This is a genomic window from Anaeromyxobacter sp. SG64, from assembly GCF_022690745.1.
Classification (GTDB): Bacteria; Myxococcota; Myxococcia; order Myxococcales; family Anaeromyxobacteraceae; genus Anaeromyxobacter; species Anaeromyxobacter soli.
Window position 1 is genome coordinate 53960 of record NZ_JALCZB010000021.1, and the last position, 16764, is coordinate 70723.

The window sequence follows — 16764 nt, forward strand, 5'->3', positions numbered from 1 at the left end:
TGAGGAGGTACGTGAGGCAGTTCGTGTCGAGACCGATTTCGGAGAGGTCGCCCATCGGAACCCGAAGGCTCACGGTTTGCCCGTCATTTGCCCGATGAGGGACGCCACCAGTCCCGCGTCGAGTTGACCTTGAGCGTCGGGCGTGGCGAGCGTGAAAAGGGCGTCTCGGAGCACCTCATGGTCCACCGGCTCGAACTCGATGTCATCACGTACCTCGATGAGTTCGGCCCACTCACGAACGTCGCTACCTCCAAGTTCGCCGGAGAGGAATCGTTGAAGTACGGAGACAACGTGCGCCCGCCGGAGCACGACCAGGGGAGGGCTGTCCCAGCCGAACCGCGCGAGCCCTTCCGCAAGAGGCGCGAGCGGAGTTCTGGCGGCGAGAAGGGCTTCAAGTAGCTCGATTCGCGTCATGCCCACTCCAGCGAGCACTCGCGTACGGTGAACTTCATTCGGGCGTACTTCATTCGGGCGTTCCAGTTCTCCACGTAGAACCAGAGATGCACGAGGCCATCGTTCGGAGCAGGTGGCTACCCGGGGTAGGTTCGCGCGCGGAACACCTCGCGCAAGTTCTCCATGGATTCCGAGGGTGAGCGATCCCCTGACGTGAGCTGCGCAGGTGAACGCGTTGCGTGGCTCGCGGTGCCGCAGTGTGGAGCAGGTGTGGAGCGGAAATGAAAAACCCCGCGGCATCGCGGGGTTCTGAAGTGGAGGCGCCGGGAATCGAACCCGGGTCCGAAAGACTTCCAGTGACAGGTCCTACGCGCGTATCCCGGAGTGAATACGTGAACGGCAACCTCCGGGCCTGCAACCGCTCACGTTCTCGCCCTTTGATCTCGATCTCGGTAAGGCGGCTCGCCTCCCACCCAGATCCAGCCGGAGCTGACGTTCACACCCGGTACCCGGCGCTTCCGGGGGAACGCACGGCCTTTAGTTAGGCCGCGAGAGCCATGGGCTCGTTCGCGTTTCTGCTTGGTCGGCTTTTTACGTGGCCTGCTGACCAACCACGGCGCGCACCAGTCGCCTTCCGTCCTCCGTCGAAACCAGTTCGCCCCCAAATCTGCGAACTGACAGTCCTTTTCATAAGACCGCCGCCGCTTTAGTCAAGCGGCGGCGGCATCCTAGCACGGAAGCGGACGACGGCTCGGTGGCACGTCCGGGCGCTTGCGTCCGGGAGGACCCGGCAGGGCGCCGCTCAGCGGTGCTGGTAGGTGCCGCAGTCCGCGTGCCCGCTGTGGCCCAGCACCACGATCGCCGACGCGGCGCACGTCATCGCGTCGTTGAAGCGGCACTCCTCGATGTGGCAGGCGCCCACGGTCCCGACGTCCTTGCGGGCGCTGTGGCGCCCCTTTCCGTCCGCCATGAACGCATCGCAGGCGGCGTGGTCGCTCCCGACGTTGATGGCGGGCGCGTGGCACATCTTGCCTGCGTTGTAGAAGCAGCTCGACACCTCGCAGCTCGAGATCACCGGCATCGCCGATGCCATGAGTGCCTCCTTTGCGGGCGCGGGTGGAGGAGAGGGCCGCGCCTTCGCCAGAGGCTAGTCACGCCATCCCGGCGAGGCGCGGCGACGCGGCTGGCGCCCGGCGGGCGAGCTCGCTCGAGCGCCCGGACGAGCGCAGGCGTGGGCGCTCCGGGGGTCGGGGTGCGCCCGCTCCCCGGCGCTCGCGGCACGCACGAGCTGCGGCGTCACGGCGGCGTGGGTCCTCGCCGGAGGCCGCCGAAGGGGTGCACGCAGCGTGCAAGATTCGACTCGCCTCAGGGTGAACCCGGCCGGCGCAGCGCCGTCGAGAGGACGTAGCCGTTGCGAGCGCTCGCCGCGTGACGGCTTCACGCGAACGCGCGAGACTTCTGCGCAGCGAGGAGGTGGCACATGCTGCTGCGCGTCTTCGCCGTCCTGCTCGTGCTGTGCGCGGCGTGCGGGTCCGGGGGCGACAAGAGCCCCACGACGACCCCCGAGCCGACGCCGACCCCGGAGCCCACCCCGACTCCGACGCCGACCCCGGAGCCGACTCCGACGCCCACGCCGGAGCCCACCCCCACCCCCACGCCGACGCCGACGCCGACGCCGACGCCAACCCCCACCGTCACGTTCGAGCGGCTCGACTCGGCCGCCGAATGCGAGGGCCTCGTGCCCGCGTCCGCGCCGGAGCCGGTTCGCGCGACGCTCGTGCCGCCCGCCGGCTTCGCCTGCTTCACAGGCACCTCCGACGGCACCGGCGCGGTCGCGCTCGGCGCGCGCGACGGCGCCGGCAACGGCGCGTGGCGGGCGTTCACCGCGGACGGCACGCCGCGCTCGGCGTTCAGCGCGTGGCCGCTCTACACCCAGCCTTCAGGCTGGCAGGGGGCGGTGACGATCCCGAGGCAGCAGAGCGGGATCGAGGGCGTCGCCGTGCTGACGTTCTCACCCTCGGGACTCCTGCTCCGGACGGTCGAGGTCACGTACCACGACGAATGGGTCGCTGCCGCCCGGTGGGATCTGCAGCAGGACCCCGCCGGCGGAGGAGCCCTCTTCGTCGAGTGGCGGGAGTTCTGGAGCAACCCGAGCTTCTGGACCAACCTGACACGCGTCTCCGCCTCGGGCGACTGGGTGTCGCGCGGAGGCGACGGGCGCATGAACCTCATCGCCGGCGGCGTGTCGAACCGCGGCGAGGCGCTCACCTGGTCGTACAACGCCGGAGCCTTCTTGCAGTGGGTCGCGCCCGACGGGACCACCTCCGTGTCCGACGACGGCATCGAGGCCATGCGCTGGCTGTCGGGCCGGGAGGAGCCTCGATATTTCCGGCCGCTCCTCGACGGCTCGCTCGTGCTCGTCGAGAACGGCGCGTACACCCTGCGCCTCGCGCACCTCTCCTTCGCACGCGAGGACCCGCCCGCGTGGCTCGCCTCTCGCACCGGCTGGACGTTCCGGTTCACGCGCGGGAACCGCGGCTACGCGGCGCTCGAGCCCGCCGGTCGGAGCGCTCCGGACTGCACGCAGCGCATCGATCTCGTGTCGCCCACCGGGCGCCTGTGCGGGCGGGTCACGCTCCACGAGGACGGCTCGAGTTGCGTCACCGGCAGCGTGGACCAGGGCTGGGACGGCACGGTGGTGCAGCAGTCCGCGGCGGACGGGTGCGCCTTCCGCTGGTGGCCGCGCCTGCTCGCAGGTGACTAGCCTCGCGGGTGACTAGCGTCTCTCCGGACGGCCGCAGGGGTGGCGTCGCCGCGCCGCGGCCCCAAGCGGCCGAGGCCGCGCCCGCGTGCCTCGCGCACGAGCGGCGTAACGTTCCGGGGCGTCGCGGGTTCACGTTCCGGGGCGGCGTCGGGGGCCGGCTCCAGGGAGCAGAAATGAGCCGCAAGACCCTCATCCTCATCGCCGCCGCGCTCGCGGTCCTCGTCGCCGCGGGCGGGATCTGGCGCTGGAGAGCGGGGGCCGCGGACGCCGAGCCCAAGCTCGAGACGGCGCGGGTGGACCGCGGCCGCATCGTGGCCAAGGTCACCGCCACCGGAACGCTTTCGGCGCTCGTCACCGTCCAGGTCGGGAGCCAGGTCTCGGGCCGCGTCGCGGCGCTGTTCGCCGACTTCAACACGCCGGTGAAGAAGGGCCAGGTCATCGCGCGCATCGACCCGCAGCTCTTCCAGGCGGCGGTCGAGCAGGCGCGCGCGAACACCGTCGCGGCGGAGGGGAACCTCGCGAAGGCGCGGGCGCAGGCCGCGGACGCGGAGCGCCAGCTCCGGCGGTCGGAGGCGCTCGCCGCGAAGAACCTCATCGCGGGGGCGGACCTCGACACCGCCCGCGCCAACGCCGACGGCGCCCGCGCTGGCGTGCAGGCCGCGCAGGGCACGCTCGCGCAGACGCGCGCGGCGCTCCACCAGGCGGAGGTGAACCTCGCCTACACGCAGATCGCCTCGCCCACCGACGGTGTGGTCATCTCGCGCAACGTGGACGTCGGCCAGACCGTCGCCGCCTCGCTCCAGGCGCCGACGCTCTTCGTCATCGCCGAGGACCTCGCGAAGATGCAGGTGGACACGAACGTCGCCGAGGCCGACGTGGGGCGCCTGCGAGCGGGCATGACCGCGACGTTCACCGTGGACGCCTATCCGGGCGAGGCCTTCTCCGGGGCGGTGCGGCAGGTCCGGAACGCGCCCCAGACGGTGCAGAACGTCGTCACCTACGACGCGGTGGTGGACGTGCCGAACGGCGACCTGAAGCTCAAACCGGGCATGACGGCGACGGTGACCTTCGTCTACGCGGAGAAGGACGACGTGGTCCGCATCCCCAACGCGGCGCTCCGCTTCCGGGCGCCACCGGGGTTCGGCCAGGCCGAGGGGGCGAGCGGCGGCGCCGCGCGCGGGGACGCCAGGGCGGCGACCCCGGCCGGCACGGCCGGGCAGGGCGCGAACGGCCCCCGCGGCGCGGGCGCAGGGCGCGGCAGCGGGCGCGCCGGCGATCGGAGCGTCTGGGTCGTGCGTGCCGGGCGGCCGGTGCAGGTGCCGGTGGTGCTCGGCGTCTCCGACGGATCGCTGACCGAGCTCGTGAAGGGCGAGGTCCAGCCGGGCGACGCGGTGGTGACGGAAGCGCAGGCGGCGCGCAGCGGGGGCGCGCCCGGCGGCGGGTTCCCGGGCGGCGGCCGGCGCGGGCCGTTCTAGGAGCGAGCGTGGCGGGACCTTCGCTCATCCGGCTCGAGGACGTCGCCCGGACCTACGTGATGGGGGACGTCGAGGTGCACGCGCTGCAGGGCGTGACGCTCACCGTCGAGGAGGGCGAGTTCGTGGCGGTGATGGGCGCCTCCGGCTCGGGCAAGTCGACGCTCATGAACCTCCTCGGCTGCCTGGATCGTCCGACGCGCGGTCGCTACCTGCTAGAGGGCCAGGACGTCTCGCGTCTCCCGAACGACGCGCTCGCCGCCATCCGCAACCGCACGCTCGGCTTCGTGTTCCAGAACTTCAACCTGCTCGCGCGCACGAGCGCGCTCGAGAACGTCGAGCTGCCGCTCCTCTACGCCGGCATCTCGACCGCCGAGCGGCACGCGCGCGCGAAGGAGGCGCTCGCGCGCGTGGGGCTCTCCGACCGCGCGGACCACCTGCCGAACCAGCTCTCGGGCGGGCAGCAGCAGCGCGTCGCCATCGCCCGCGCGCTCGTCAACCGCCCGCGCGTGCTGCTCGCCGACGAGCCCACCGGAAACCTCGACTCCCGCACGAGCGTGGAGGTGATGGCGCTCCTGCAGGAGCTCGGGCGCGGCGGGATCACCGTCGTGCTCGTCACGCACGAGCACGACATCGCGGAGTACGCCGCGCGCGTGCTCGTCATGCGCGACGGGCGCGTCCGCTCCGACGAGCGGCGTACTCCGCGCCCGGCGGTGCCGCCGCCGCCGGGCCCGCACGAGGCGGTGGAGGGGAGGGTGGGGCCGTGAACCTCCTGCAGACGATCCGGGTCGCGCTGCGGGCGCTGCGGCGCTCGAAGATGCGCTCGTTCCTGACCACGCTCGGCGTGGTCATCGGCGTGTCCGCGGTCATCGCGATGGTCGCCATCGGCGACGGCGCGAACGCGCGGGTGCAGAAGACCTTCGAGGCGATGGGCTCGAACATGCTCATCATCCTCCCGGGCGCCTCGACCTCCGGCGGCGCGTTCGGCGGGTTCGGCAGCCTGCCCACGATCACCTGGGACGACGTCCGCGCGATCCAGACCGAGGTCCCGGCGGTGCGCGGGGCGGCGCCCATCCTCCGCTCCGTCGCCTCCGTCATCTACGAGGACCTCAACTGGACCACCGCCGTGAACGGCACGACCCCGGACTACTTCGTCATCCGGAACTGGTCGGCCGTGCGCGGGCAGCTCTTCACCGCCTCGGACGTCGACGCGGGCACCAAGGTGCTCGTGCTCGGGAAGACCGTCGCCGACCGGCTGTTCGGGCCGGGAGCCGATCCGGTCGGACAGCAGGTCCGCGTGAAGAACGTGCCGTTCCAGGTGGTCGGGGTGCTCGAGGCGAAGGGGCAGTCGCCGGGCGGGCAGGACCTCGACGACGCGGTGTTCCTGCCGTCCTCCACCTACCAGGCGAAGATCCAGGGCGGGCTCAAGAACGTCGTCTCGGGGGTGGTGTTCATCGGCGCGGCGAGCCAGGCCGACACGGTGCGCGCGGAGTCCCAGATCCGGGCGCTGCTGCGCGACCGTCACCGCCTGCAGCCCGGGGCGGACGACGACTTCTCCATCCGCAACCTGGCCGAGGCGGCGAGCGCGCAGCAGGAGGGGGCGCGCACGCTCACCACGCTCCTCGCGGCGATCGCGGCGGTGTCGCTCCTCGTCGGCGGGATCGGGATCATGAACATCATGCTCGTGTCGGTCACCGAGCGGACGCGCGAGATCGGCGTGCGGATGGCGGTCGGCGCGCGCGCCCGCGACATCCTCCTGCAGTTCCTCGCCGAGGCGCTCACGCTGTCCATCGCCGGCGGAGTCATCGGCGTCGTGCTGGGGCTCGTCGTGGCGTGGCGGCTCGCGGTCAGCTTCGGCTGGCCGGTGCTCTTCCGCGCCGACATCGTGGTCGTGGCGGTGGCGTTCAGCGGGCTCGTCGGCGTCGGGTTCGGGCTCTATCCGGCGTTCCGCGCGTCGCGGCTCGATCCCATCCAGGCGCTGAGGTTCGAATGAGACCCGCTGCCCTCGCCCCGCTCCTCGCGCTCGTCGCGGCCACCCTGGCTCCTCCCGCGACCGCTCAGGAGGCGCCCCCCGAGGCGCAGGCGGCTCCCGCCCAGGCGCCATCCGGCGCTCCCGGCGCGGCAGCGGCGCCGCGCGACGTGATCTCGCTCGACGGCGCGGTGCGCGCCGCGCTCGAGCACCAGCCGCGGCTGCGGCAGGCGCTGGCCACGACGGAGGCCGCCGGCGCGCGCACGGATCAGGCGCGCGCGCCGCTCCTGCCGCAGGTCGATCTCGAGGGGCAGGTGGGGCGGCGCGGCGGCAGCACGCGCTCGGCCGTCGGCGGCACGTCCGCGGCGAGCGGGCTGGGCCTCTCGACGAGCACGACGACCTGGAGCGCCGGCGCCTCCGCTCGCCAGGCGCTCGTCGACGTGCAGCAGATCGAGCGCTGGCGATCCGCGGGGGCGAGCGCCGAGGCCCAGCGGGCGACGGCGCGCGCGACGGAGCAGCAGATCGTGGCGCAGGTCCGGTCCGCCTGGTTCGCCGCGCGAGCCGCCCGCGATCTGGTCCAGGTCTCCCAGGACTCGCTCGCGAACCAGGAGGCGCACCTCCGGCAGGTGGAGGCGTTCGTCGAGGTCGGCACACGCCCGGCGATCGACCTCGCCCAGGCCCGCGCGGATCGCGCCAACGCCCAGGTGGCGCTCATCCGCGCCGGGAACGACTACGTCGTGACTCGAGCGCAGCTCGTCCAGGCGATGGGGGCCGATCGCGCCGCCGACTTCGACCTCGGCGACGGCGCGCTCTCGGCCGTGCCCGGTGAGGAGGGGCCCGTCGATCCACTGCTCGCCGAGGCGCTCGCGGCGCGGCCGGAGCTCGCGGCCCTGGGGAGCCAGGCGCGCTCGGACGTGCTCTCGCGCGACGCGGCGCGGGCCGGCTGGCTCCCCACGCTGTCCGCGGGCGCCGCCGTGACCGGCGTGGGGCCCGCGGTCAACGAGCTCGACCGGGGCTGGAACGCCACCGTGACGCTCGGCTGGTCCATCTTCCAGGGGGGCCTCACCCGGGCGCAGACGCGCGAGGCCGAGGCGAACCTGGCCGCGACCGAGGCGCAGACCGACGCGCTCCGCCAGCAGGTCCGCGTCGAGGTCGAGCAGGCGCGCGCGGCGGTGCAGGCGGCGCGCGCCGCCCTCGACGCGGCCGGCGAGGCGCTCGTGAACGCGCGCGAGCGACTCAGGCTCGCCGAGGGACGCTACCAGGCCGGCGCAGGGAGCATCATCGAGCTCGGCGACGCGCAGGTGGCCGCGACCTCCGCCGCGGCGCAGCGAGTCCAGGCCGAGCAGTCGGTCTCCAGCGCGCGTGCGCAGCTCCTGCTCGCGCTCGGGCGGGCCGTGCGCTGACGGCGCGGGTCGGCGCCGCGGCGGCCCGCCTCGCGGCGCGGGACGCGCTAGCTTTGATCGTGACGTCCGGAGCACAGGTGCCCGGCGCGGGGGTGCGGGCGCCCGCGGGGCTGGCGGCGGCCCGCTCGCCGGCGCGGCGCTGCCTCGTCATCCTCAACGCGCGCGCCGGAGGCGCCGGGACGGAGGACGTGGCCGGCCGGGTGCGCGCGGCCCTCGCCGCCGCGGGCGCCGACGCGCGGGTCGTCGCGGCGGAGGGCGACATCGGCGCGATCGCCCGCGCCGCCGCCGGCGACGCAGAGGTGGATGCGGTGGTGGCCGCGGGCGGGGACGGCACCGTGAGCGCGGTGGCGGGCGGGCTCGCCGGCACCCCGAAGCCGCTGGGAGTCCTGCCGCTCGGCACCCTGAACCACTTCGCCAAGGATCTCGGGCTCCCGGCGGACCTCGAGGAGGCCGCGCGGGTGGTCGCGTCGGGCGCGCAGCGGCGCGTGGACGTCGCCGAGGTGAACGGGCGGGTCTTCGTGAACAACTCGTCGATCGGGATCTACCCGCATGCCGTCCGCGAGCGCGAGCGCACGCGGCGCCGCCTCGGGAAGTGGATCGGCAAGTGGCTGGCGATGGCGTGGGCGGCGCTGCGCGTGCTCGTGTGGCTGCGCCCCCTGTCCGTGCGCATCCGGTGGGACGGCGGCGCGGGCCCGCGCCGCACGACGTTCGTCTTCGTCGGCAACAACCGCTACGACACGGCGCTCGTCGCGACGCAGCGGCGCGAGGCGCTCGATCGGGGGACGCTCGGCGTGTACGTGGCGACGGCGCCCACTCGCCTCGGCCTGCTCCGGCTCGGCGCCCGCGCCCTCGTGGGCCGGGTCGATCCGGGGCGCGACGTCGAGGCGCTCGAGGTCGCGAGCGTCGCGATCGAGTCGCACCACCGGCGGCTCGCCGTCTCGGTGGACGGCGAGGTGATCTCGCAGCGGCCGCCCATCCGCTACCGCATCCGACCCGGCGCGCTCACTGTCCTCGCTCCGTGAAGACGATCGCCCACCTCTCCGACCTCCACTTCGGGCGCGAGGAGGCGCGCGTCGTGGAGGCGCTCGTCGCCGATCTCGCCGAGCTCCGCCCGACGGTCGTCGCGGTGAGCGGCGACCTCACCCAGCGCGCGCGCCCCGGTCAGTTCCGGGCCGCGCGCGCCTTCCTCGACCGGATCCCCGCGCCGCGGGTGGTGGTGCCCGGGAATCACGACGTCCCGCTCTACGACGTCGCGCGCCGCTTCCTCTCGCCCCTCGGTCGGTACACGCGCATCGTCACGCCGGACCTCTCGCCCGTGTACGCCGACGACGAGCTCTACGTGGCGGGGGTCTCCACGGCGCGGTCGCTCACGTGGAAGGAGGGGCGGATCTCGGTCGCGCAGATCGAGGACCTCCGCCGCCGCTTCTGCGGGGAGGGCGCAGGTCGGCTGCACGTGCTCGTGGCCCACCACCCGTTCGCCCCAACGGCGGACCGCCCGCGCCTGCGCGTCGCCGGCCGGAGCGGCCGGGCGCTCCGCGCCCTCGCGGAGTGCCACCTCGAGGTCCTCCTCACCGGTCACCTGCACCGGCTCGCGAACGGCGAGGTCGAGCACCCCGTGGAGCGGCTCGCGCGGTCCATCCTCGCGTTCCACGCCGGGACCGCCACCTCGGTCCGCCTGCGCGACGAGCCCAACTCCTACAACTGGCTCGAGGTGGACGGCCCGCGGATCGTCCTGTCGGTGCGGAGCTTCGACGGCGCCGCCTTCCGTTCGGTTCAGCGGCGCGTGTTCGAGCGCCGCGACGACGGCTGGCGCGCCGCGGACGGCCGCGCCATCGAGACGCCCGCGCCGCTCCCGGCGCCCGCGGAGGCGCGGCTCACGTAGCGCCCAAACGGGCGATCACGATTTGCGAACAGGCGAGCGAAGCCATTCGCGTCACCGAAGGTGAGCACGAAGCACGAGCTGTCGTTCAGAACCCCGCGGCCATCTCGCGCGCCTTCTCGCGCGCGAGCGGCAGGGCGGCCTCCACCTCGGGCGACAGCGCCTCGCCGAACGCGAATTCCCGGCCGGCGATGGTGACGAGCGCGCCGGGCGGCGCGTGGCCGAAGAGCGCGCGGGCGAGGCCCAGGATCTCCTCCGGCGTGAGGGAGTGGAGGATCGCCTCCCGGGCGGGACGCGGGACGAGCCGGGCGGCGCGCACGTCGCCGGGCGTGCCGGCCACGGACGCGTCGAGGAAGAGCACGCCGTCCACCGTCGCGACGGCCTCCGCGTGCTCGGGGCGGAGCTCCGGCACCTCGAGCACCTCGAGGCCGGGCACGAGCGCATCGAGCCCGTGCGCAACGGCGAGCCCGGCGCCGTCGTCGGCGCGGATCGCGTGTCCCATCGCGAAGGCCAGGATCCTCACGGCAGCCTCTCCAGGAGCGACGAGGTCTAGCACGTCTCCCCCGGACCCGTCGCGTCCGTCGGTCGGGGGGCGCAGGCGGGGGAGCGTCAGAGCGCCGGGTGCTCCCCGCCGAGGTGAAAGTGACACCCCTCGCAGTCCATCTTCGAGCGGGTGTCCTCGAGCGAGCCGTCCTTCTCGTGACACCTGGCGCAGCGCGCGCCCGCAGCGGCGGAGGTCACCGGCAGCGGTCGCTTCGCCGCCTGCGCGTTGAGCAGCTCCGCCGCGCGGCGCGCGACGCTCGCGGTCAGGATCCCGCAACGCTCCTTCCGATCGTCGCTGAACGACCTCTTCCCGGAGGCCTCGCACCAGCGGGACACGGAGGTGTGGCAGAGCGGCGAGCCCGCGATGGACTGCACGTTCGGATGGGCAGCGGCCGTCAGCACGAGATCGGGCAGCGGCTCGCGCTCGTACCAGGCGAACAGGGCGTCCACGAGCGGGCCCGGCTCCCTCGAGAGCAGCTCGAACGCGGCCGCCGATCCGTTCAGCGCGCCGCAGATCGTAGCCCAGCCGTTCACCCCGCCGGCGCCGTACTTCATGACGTCGAACGGGAAGCTCGCGTAGGGATCGCCCAGCGCGTCCGCCACCGAGCCCACGAGCGCGTCGAACGCGCCGAACATGCAGTGGCCCCGCGCGTACGCGGAGAACGCGCGCGAGGCGACGCGGTCCGGGGCGAGCGTGACGTAGGGCCAGGGGACCGTGGCGAGCTTGCGGTGCGCGTCGGCCCTGGCGTGCTTCACCGCCGCGGTGGCGCTCGCGCCTCCGCCGAGGACCGCCGTACCCGCGACGGCGCCGACCAGCGTCGCGAACCGTCTGCGCCCGGTGACCTTGTCGAACATGGCGAGCCTCCGAGGCCCCGCGCCGCGCGCGGTCCGCGCGTTCGCCGGACCTCCGGAAGAGCCTGGACGTCTGGCCGCGCGCACGCCATCGGGCGGTGCGTCGCAGCCACACGCGGGCGCGGCGGCGCGCGCCAGGTCGCGGAGCGCGCGGCGCGTGGCCGCTCCGGGAGCTCAGCGGGGGCGGCCGCCCTGGCCGTCTCGATCGCCCTTCGCGGCGAATGCGCGCGCCGCGGCCGCGAGCTCGGCGAGCCGGGCGGCGACGCGGCCGTTGAACGAATCGTGCGGGAACGCGCCGTTCGCGTCCGGGGCGCCGGCCGGCAGGCCCGAGAGGAGCTCGATGCCCTGGTCGATCGTCGCGACGGGGTACACCCGGAAGCTTCCCTCCTGGATGGCGGCGAGGACCTCGTCGCGGAGGACGAGGTGCGGCACGTTCGAGGCGGGCACGAGGACGCCCTCGTCGCCGCGGAGCCCGCGTGCACGGCACACCTCGAAGAAGCCCTCGACCTTCTCGGTGACGCCCCCGACGGCCTGAATGTTGCCGATCTGGTCCACCGAGCCGGTGACGGCGAGCGACTGGCGCAGCGGGACGCCCGAGATGGCCGAGAGCAGCGCGTACAGCTCCGCCGAGGAGGCGCTGTCGCCCTCGACGCCTCCGTACGACTGCTCGAACACGAGCGTGGCCGCGAGCGCGAGCGGCGCCGCGCCGCAGTAGCGCCCGCCCAGGAATCCCGCCAGGATGAGCACGCCCTTCGAGTGGATCGGCCCGCCCAGCTCGACCTCGCGCTCGATGTCCACCACCTCGCCACGCCCGAGGCGCATCCGCGCGGTGATCCGGCTCGGGCGGCCGAAGGCGCGCCGGCCCGTCATCATCACGGAGAGGCCGTTCACCTGCCCGACGCGCGCGCCGGCGGTCTCGACGAGGAGCGTTCCGCGGCGGATCTCCTCGTCCACGCGATCGCGGAGCCGCCCGGCGCGGCGCTCCTGCGCGTCTATCGCGGCGCGCACGTCGCGGGCCGTCACGGTGGCGCGACCCTCGCCGGCTGCGGCGTGCGCCGCCTCGGTCACGAGGTCGTGGATCGCGCCGGCGTCGGCGGTGATCCGGGTCGAGTCGCCCGCGCGGCGCGTCGCCTCTTGCAGGACCCGCTCGACCGCGCCGCGGTCGAACGGCGGGAGCCGCTCGCGCCGCCCGATCGTCGCGACGAGCCGCGCGAAGTCGCGGTCGAGCTCGGGCGTGCGGGGGAGCTCGTCCTCGAAGTCCACCTCGACCTTGAAGAGCTGCGAGAACTCCGGGTCGAGGAGCGAGAGGAGCTGGTAGAGCACGCGATCGCCGAGGAGCACGACCTTCACGTGCAGCGGGATCGGCTCGGGCTCGAGCGTCGAGGTGCCCATCACGCCGAGCAGCCGCTCTGCCGGATCGATCCGGATCTCGCGCGCCCGGATCGCGCGCTTGAGGGCGTCCCATGCGAACGGCTGCACGAGGAGCTTGCGGGCGTCGAGCACGAGGTAGCCGCCGTTCGCGCGGTGGAGCGCGCCGGCCCGCACGAGCGTGAAGTCGGTGACGAGCGTGCCCATGTGCACGTGGTGCTCCACGTGCCCCGAGAGGTTCGAGAGCGATGGGAGGTCCTCGTGAACGACGGGGGCGCCGCCGTGGGCGGCGTGCTCCACGAGGAGGTTCGCGACGTACCGCCGGAGCACGGGCGTGTCCGCGAGGAGCTTGCGCAGGGCGGCCGGGAGCTCGGCCGCGCCGTCGAGGGCCGCGAACAGCTCGTGCACCCGCTCGACGAGGTCCACCTGGACGGCGTCGAGGTGCTCGAGGACCGCCGGCACGTCCGCGTAGCGGCGCCGGAGCTCGTGGAGGAGCGCGCCGGCCGCGCGGACCGTCACGTCGTCGTTCACCTCCTTCACGCGCTCGCGGTGCCGGCGCTCGAGGTCCGGCATCGTGCGGAGCACCTCGGCGAGCTGGTTCTGCAGCTCCCCGATGTCGCGCCGCAGGCGCTCCTGCACCTCCTCGGGCAAGGTCTGGAACGCGTCCGGCCCGATGATCTCGCCCTTGTTCGCGGGCGCGAACGCGAACCCGATCGGCCCGTGCAGCAGCGCGATGCCGCGCTCCTCGGCGCGCCGCCGGATCTCGTCGATCGGCGCCTCTCGCGCCTCGTCTCGCTCCTTCTCGAGGATCTGGACGCGGGCGCGGTAGTCGCGGCTCTCGAACGCGGAGGGCAAGGCGTCGCGGAGCTCCGCGACCAGGCGATCCAGATCGGCGCGCAGCTCGCGCCCGCGCCCGGGCGGCAGCTCGACGCGCCGGGGCCGGCGCGGGTCGGCGAAGCCGTTCAGGTAGCACCAGTCCGAGGGGGTGGGCGCGTCGAGCGCGGCGCGCCCGAGCATGCGCATCACGAACGTGCGCTTCCCCGCGCCGGGCGGGCCCATCACGTAGGCGTTGTAGCCCTCGCCGCCCACCGCGACGGCGAGGCGCAGCGCCTCGGTCGCGCGGGCCTGCCCGAGCGGTCCCTCCAGATCCTCGAGCTCGGCGGTGGTCTCGAACGCCATCTCACGCGCGAGGCCGCGCGGCCGGAGGGACGCCGCGGACAGGGGGGCGTTCGGCATCACTTCTCCGCCCGGACGCGGAAGCGCTTCTCCAGCTCCCCGAGCTTCTCGACGATCCCCGTGTACTCGAGCTCGGACATCGGCAGCATCGCCGCGCCCACGAACCCCTGGCGGCGGATGCGGATGGCGGCCTCCGCCACCTCGCGGCGCACGGCGTCCCAGAACGGATGCGCGAACGCGTCCACCGGGCCGACGAGCTTGCCGTTGCGGACCGAGAACGCCGCGCAGGTGACGATCGGCGGCCCGTCGAAGAAGCTCACCGGGGACCCGAGCGTCACGGGCATGAGCGGCATCTGGTGCGAGCCGCGCATCCCGCCCGCCACGAGGTGGCCGAGGTGGAAGGGCGCGAGCACCTCGCCCGTGGCGGGGAAGTCCATCTGGCAGCGGACGAGCATCACCGGGTCGTCCTTGCCCGTGTACTTGCCGGCGATGTTGTGGAGCCGCGACGTCGCGACCGCGACCGCCTGCGCCCCGCTCGCCCGCGACCAGATCGACTCGACGACGAACCGCTCCGGGTCGCGGAGCAGCACCGCCAGGTCGTAGAGGTTCTCGGGGGCGTCGAGCTCGATGACGCGGTCCTGCGTGGTGTGCTGCACGTCCATCACCACGAACCGGAACCCCTTCGTCATCCGCGGCGCGAGGAGGAGGCCCGGGGTGTTCATCGGGTCGGCGAAGGCGAGGTAGAGCGGGAGATCGAACGCTCCGGGGTCGGTCTTGTCGGCGGCGAAGAGGAGGAACGGCTCCGAGGCGCGCTCCTCGATCTCCAGCTCGGCGACGGCGGGTCCCATCCCGCGCACGTTCCCGCTGAACGAGTCCTTGAGGAGGTCCTGGCCGGCGCCGTAGAGCCCCTGCGCGCGCGCGACCTCGGTGCCCGCCACGAACGCATCCCAGGCCAGCCGGTGGATGCCGGAGTCGCCCGTGCCCTTCCGGTGGGTCATGAGGATCGCGATGTCGTCGCCGGTGTGGCCGACGTGGACGTCGAGGACGAGCTCTCTCCCGGCCTCGCGCACGTGGCGCTCCACGGTGGCGACGAGCTCCGGCGAGGGCGCGAGGTGGCCTCCGATCGATCCGACGTCCGCCTTGATGACGCTGAGCGTGAGCTTCATGGCGACCTCCCGCGTCGCGTGCCCTGGCGCCTTCGAGCCTCCCGCCACGGCGGGGGGCCGGCAATGCCGGACGTTGGGTTCGCCCGCTGGGGGCCGCGCCCTCGGGCGCGGGAGCCCGCCGTCCGCCGCCTCGCCCGCTAGGCGAGCGCGTCGACGGCGATCATCGCGGGGGCGCAGGCGGCGCGCCGACTACCCCGGGGCGAGGCCGTCCTCGCAGGAGCCGAGCGCGACGGCGGCGTCGGAGGCGACGAGCGCGCCGGCTGCGTCGGCATCCATGCTCCTCTCCCGGCGGAACTCTGCTCCGACCTGCGCGCCCCGGCGCGCGCTCGGGCTGCGGCGCGAGCGTGCGGCGCTGCGCGCCGCGGGTAGCCCGTCCCTGCCAGCGGGGCGACCCGACGCGGCGCGCGTGGCTCCGCCCGGGAGGCGTACGATCCCATCGGGCCGTCGTGGCCGATCCCGCCAGGCAGGCGAGGAGGAGGCAGGCGATGAGCGAGTGGAAGAAGATCGGCTGCGCGGTGGACTTCTCGGACCCGTCGCGCCTCGCGCTGGACGAGGCCGTGGAGCAGGCGCGCCGCACCGGCGCGGAGCTCGTGCTCGTTCACGTGCACGTGCCGCCGCCCGCGAACCCGGCCGACGTGATCGTCTCTCCGGCCGAGATCGCGCGGATGTCCGCCGACGAGATGGAGCGCACCCTCGCCGGCTGGCGTGAGGACGCGGAGAAGCTCCTCGGGCGGGCGGTGGGCGCGGCGGCCCTGGTCGGAGACCCGGCGGGAGAGGTCGTCCGCTGGGCCCGCGAGCACGGGCCGGATCTGCTCGTGCTCGGCACCCACGGCCGCACCGGGATCCGCCGGTTCATCCTCGGCTCCGTCGCGGAGCGCGTGCTCCGCGAGGCGCCCTGTCCCGTGCTCGTCGCGCGCGCGCGAGTCCCCGGTGACGCGCGGGACATCGCCGCGGAAGCGGCGAACTACGCGTAGCCCGGACGCCGACGCGCGGCGGGCCCGGGCGGAGGGAGGTGACGACGATGGTCGCTGCTCGCATCTGCTGCGCCATCGACTTCTCCGACGCCTCGCTGCTCGCGCTCGTCGAGGCGGCCGAGCTCGCGCGCTGGAGCGGCGCCGAGCTGACGCTCATTCACGTTCATCCGGTCCCCGAGGGGGAGGTGCGGCCGGAGGCGTTCGCGATGGCCTCCGTGGACCTGCACCGCGACATGGGGGTCTGGAGTGCCGAGGCGGAGCGGAGGGTCGGAGCGCCGGTTCGAACGGAGGTGGTGGCGGGCGATCCTGCGACGGAGGTCCTGCGGCTCGCGCGTCGGGGCAGCGGGCTCCTCGTGCTGGGTGCGCGCGGGCGGAGCGCGCCGGGAGGGCGCCGCCTCGGGTCGGTCGCCGCGCGCGTGGCGCGCGAGGCGCCGTGCCCCGTCATCGTCGTCCGCCCCCGCGTGCCGCTGCCGGACGAGGCGGAGACGTATCACGCCGCGTGAGCGGCGCGAGCGGTCACTGCCACGCGCCGCTGCGCGCGTACACGAGCGCGAGCGGGACCTCGTCGAGGTAGGCGCCGGCGGCCGGACGCGCCGTCCGGAACGCCGCCCAGGCCCGGTACTCGTCGTCGCGGCTCGCGCCGTCGAGCGCGACGACGGCGACGTCGGCGTCCTCGGGGCCGTCGGCCCGGCGCAGATCCGGCCGTAGCCGCCCGTCCCGCACCCACGCTTCCACGGCCTCCGGCGCGGTGCTCGGCCACCAGACGCGCGCGCCGGGCCGGGCCCGGGCGTTGAGCGGCTCGAGC

General features: G+C 74.3%; 15 protein-coding genes, 1 other RNA gene and 1 pseudogene. 9 read left to right on the forward strand and 8 right to left on the reverse strand.

All coding sequences use genetic code 11. The features are described 5' to 3' along the window. Positions 1–69: 69 nt before the first annotated feature. The 3 genes from MNZ29_RS09000 to MNZ29_RS09010 all read right to left on the reverse strand — a co-directional run bounded on the left by MNZ29_RS09000 (position 70) and on the right by MNZ29_RS09010 (position 1486). Entirely contained in the window at positions 70–414 is a 345-nt protein-coding gene (locus tag MNZ29_RS09000) for a hypothetical protein (RefSeq protein ID WP_242338443.1), read from the reverse strand. 291 nt (positions 415–705) lie between these two features. Beyond that, positions 706–1056, reverse strand: a transfer-messenger RNA (tmRNA) gene (gene ssrA / locus MNZ29_RS09005). 139 nt (positions 1057–1195) lie between these two features. Next, positions 1196–1486 carry a DUF1540 domain-containing protein gene (locus tag MNZ29_RS09010; RefSeq protein WP_242338441.1) on the reverse strand — a complete coding sequence of 97 codons (291 nt, stop codon included), beginning with the start codon at positions 1484–1486 and terminating at the stop codon, positions 1196–1198. A gap of 387 nt (positions 1487–1873) precedes the next feature. On the opposite strand from MNZ29_RS09010, the gene MNZ29_RS09015 reads away from it, so the two are divergent. The 7 genes from MNZ29_RS09015 (at position 1874) to MNZ29_RS09045 (ending at position 9883) form a co-directional block, all read left to right on the forward strand. Next, positions 1874–3157: a hypothetical protein gene (locus MNZ29_RS09015; protein ID WP_242338439.1), complete on the forward strand. Its 1284-nt coding sequence runs from the start codon at positions 1874–1876 to the stop codon at positions 3155–3157. Positions 3158–3330: 173 nt separating this feature from the next. After that, a complete protein-coding gene (locus MNZ29_RS09020) occupies positions 3331–4632 on the forward strand; it encodes an efflux RND transporter periplasmic adaptor subunit (protein WP_242354944.1) in 1302 nt (433 codons plus the stop codon). Positions 4633–4640: 8 nt separating this feature from the next. Beyond that, entirely contained in the window at positions 4641–5396 is a 756-nt protein-coding gene (locus tag MNZ29_RS09025) for an ABC transporter ATP-binding protein (protein WP_308197054.1), read from the forward strand. Beyond that, the gene (locus MNZ29_RS09030; RefSeq protein ID WP_242354946.1) at positions 5393–6622 is read left to right on the forward strand and encodes an ABC transporter permease; all 1230 of its coding nucleotides are present in this window, start codon (positions 5393–5395) and stop codon (positions 6620–6622) included. The genes MNZ29_RS09025 and MNZ29_RS09030 overlap by 4 nt, the downstream gene beginning before the upstream one ends. Continuing rightward, positions 6619–8001 (forward strand): TolC family protein, encoded by a 1383-nt coding sequence (locus MNZ29_RS09035; protein WP_242354948.1) that lies wholly within the window; start codon positions 6619–6621, stop codon positions 7999–8001. The genes MNZ29_RS09030 and MNZ29_RS09035 overlap by 4 nt, the downstream gene beginning before the upstream one ends. A gap of 59 nt (positions 8002–8060) precedes the next feature. Continuing rightward, a complete protein-coding gene (locus MNZ29_RS09040) occupies positions 8061–9023 on the forward strand; it encodes a diacylglycerol kinase family protein (RefSeq protein WP_242354950.1) in 963 nt (320 codons plus the stop codon). Next, positions 9020–9883, forward strand: a complete 864-nt coding sequence (locus MNZ29_RS09045) for a metallophosphoesterase (protein ID WP_242354952.1) — start codon at positions 9020–9022, stop codon at positions 9881–9883. Before MNZ29_RS09040 ends, MNZ29_RS09045 begins: the two co-directional genes overlap by 4 nt. A gap of 85 nt (positions 9884–9968) precedes the next feature. On the opposite strand, the gene MNZ29_RS09050 is transcribed toward MNZ29_RS09045, so the two are convergent. From MNZ29_RS09050 to fbp, 4 genes are all read right to left on the reverse strand, one after another. Next, positions 9969–10403 carry a hydrogenase maturation protease gene (locus MNZ29_RS09050; protein ID WP_242354954.1) on the reverse strand — a complete coding sequence of 145 codons (435 nt, stop codon included), beginning with the start codon at positions 10401–10403 and terminating at the stop codon, positions 9969–9971. An 86-nt stretch (positions 10404–10489) separates the two neighbouring features. Continuing rightward, a complete protein-coding gene (locus MNZ29_RS09055; protein ID WP_242354956.1) occupies positions 10490–11278 on the reverse strand; it encodes a C-GCAxxG-C-C family protein in 789 nt (262 codons plus the stop codon). A 171-nt stretch (positions 11279–11449) separates the two neighbouring features. Beyond that, positions 11450–13879, reverse strand: a complete 2430-nt coding sequence (locus MNZ29_RS09060; RefSeq protein WP_242354958.1) for a Lon protease family protein — start codon at positions 13877–13879, stop codon at positions 11450–11452. After that, positions 13879–14985 (reverse strand): fructose-1,6-bisphosphate aldolase/phosphatase, encoded by a 1107-nt coding sequence (gene fbp / locus MNZ29_RS09065; RefSeq protein WP_242354960.1) that lies wholly within the window; start codon positions 14983–14985, stop codon positions 13879–13881. The genes MNZ29_RS09060 and fbp overlap by 1 nt, the downstream gene beginning before the upstream one ends. Before the next feature lie 485 nt (positions 14986–15470). Between fbp and MNZ29_RS09070 the strand changes: the two genes are divergently transcribed. Together MNZ29_RS09070 and MNZ29_RS09075 are read left to right on the forward strand one after the other, a co-directional pair. Next, positions 15471–15959: a universal stress protein gene (locus MNZ29_RS09070; RefSeq protein ID WP_242354962.1), complete on the forward strand. Its 489-nt coding sequence runs from the start codon at positions 15471–15473 to the stop codon at positions 15957–15959. Positions 15960–16006: 47 nt separating this feature from the next. Further along, the gene (locus MNZ29_RS09075; protein ID WP_242354964.1) at positions 16007–16462 is read left to right on the forward strand and encodes a universal stress protein; all 456 of its coding nucleotides are present in this window, start codon (positions 16007–16009) and stop codon (positions 16460–16462) included. A 13-nt stretch (positions 16463–16475) separates the two neighbouring features. Here the strand turns inward: MNZ29_RS09075 and MNZ29_RS09080 are convergent. Continuing rightward, positions 16476–16764: pseudogene (locus MNZ29_RS09080) on the reverse strand (hypothetical protein); the annotation flags it as partial.

Coding starts and splice junctions, on each gene's coding strand:
- MNZ29_RS09000 (WP_242338443.1), bottom strand. CDS start 414: ATGACGCGAATCGAGCTACTTGAAGCCCTTCTCGCCGCCAGAACTCCG.
- MNZ29_RS09015 (WP_242338439.1), top strand. CDS start 1,874: ATGCTGCTGCGCGTCTTCGCCGTCCTGCTCGTGCTGTGCGCGGCGTGC.
- MNZ29_RS09070 (WP_242354962.1), top strand. CDS start 15,471: ATGAGCGAGTGGAAGAAGATCGGCTGCGCGGTGGACTTCTCGGACCCG.
- MNZ29_RS09075 (WP_242354964.1), top strand. CDS start 16,007: ATGGTCGCTGCTCGCATCTGCTGCGCCATCGACTTCTCCGACGCCTCG.
- MNZ29_RS09055 (WP_242354956.1), bottom strand. CDS start 11,278: ATGTTCGACAAGGTCACCGGGCGCAGACGGTTCGCGACGCTGGTCGGC.
- MNZ29_RS09060 (WP_242354958.1), bottom strand. CDS start 13,879: ATGCCGAACGCCCCCCTGTCCGCGGCGTCCCTCCGGCCGCGCGGCCTC.
- fbp (WP_242354960.1), bottom strand. CDS start 14,985: ATGAAGCTCACGCTCAGCGTCATCAAGGCGGACGTCGGATCGATCGGA.
- MNZ29_RS09020 (WP_242354944.1), top strand. CDS start 3,331: ATGAGCCGCAAGACCCTCATCCTCATCGCCGCCGCGCTCGCGGTCCTC.
- MNZ29_RS09035 (WP_242354948.1), top strand. CDS start 6,619: ATGAGACCCGCTGCCCTCGCCCCGCTCCTCGCGCTCGTCGCGGCCACC.
- MNZ29_RS09010 (WP_242338441.1), bottom strand. CDS start 1,486: ATGGCATCGGCGATGCCGGTGATCTCGAGCTGCGAGGTGTCGAGCTGC.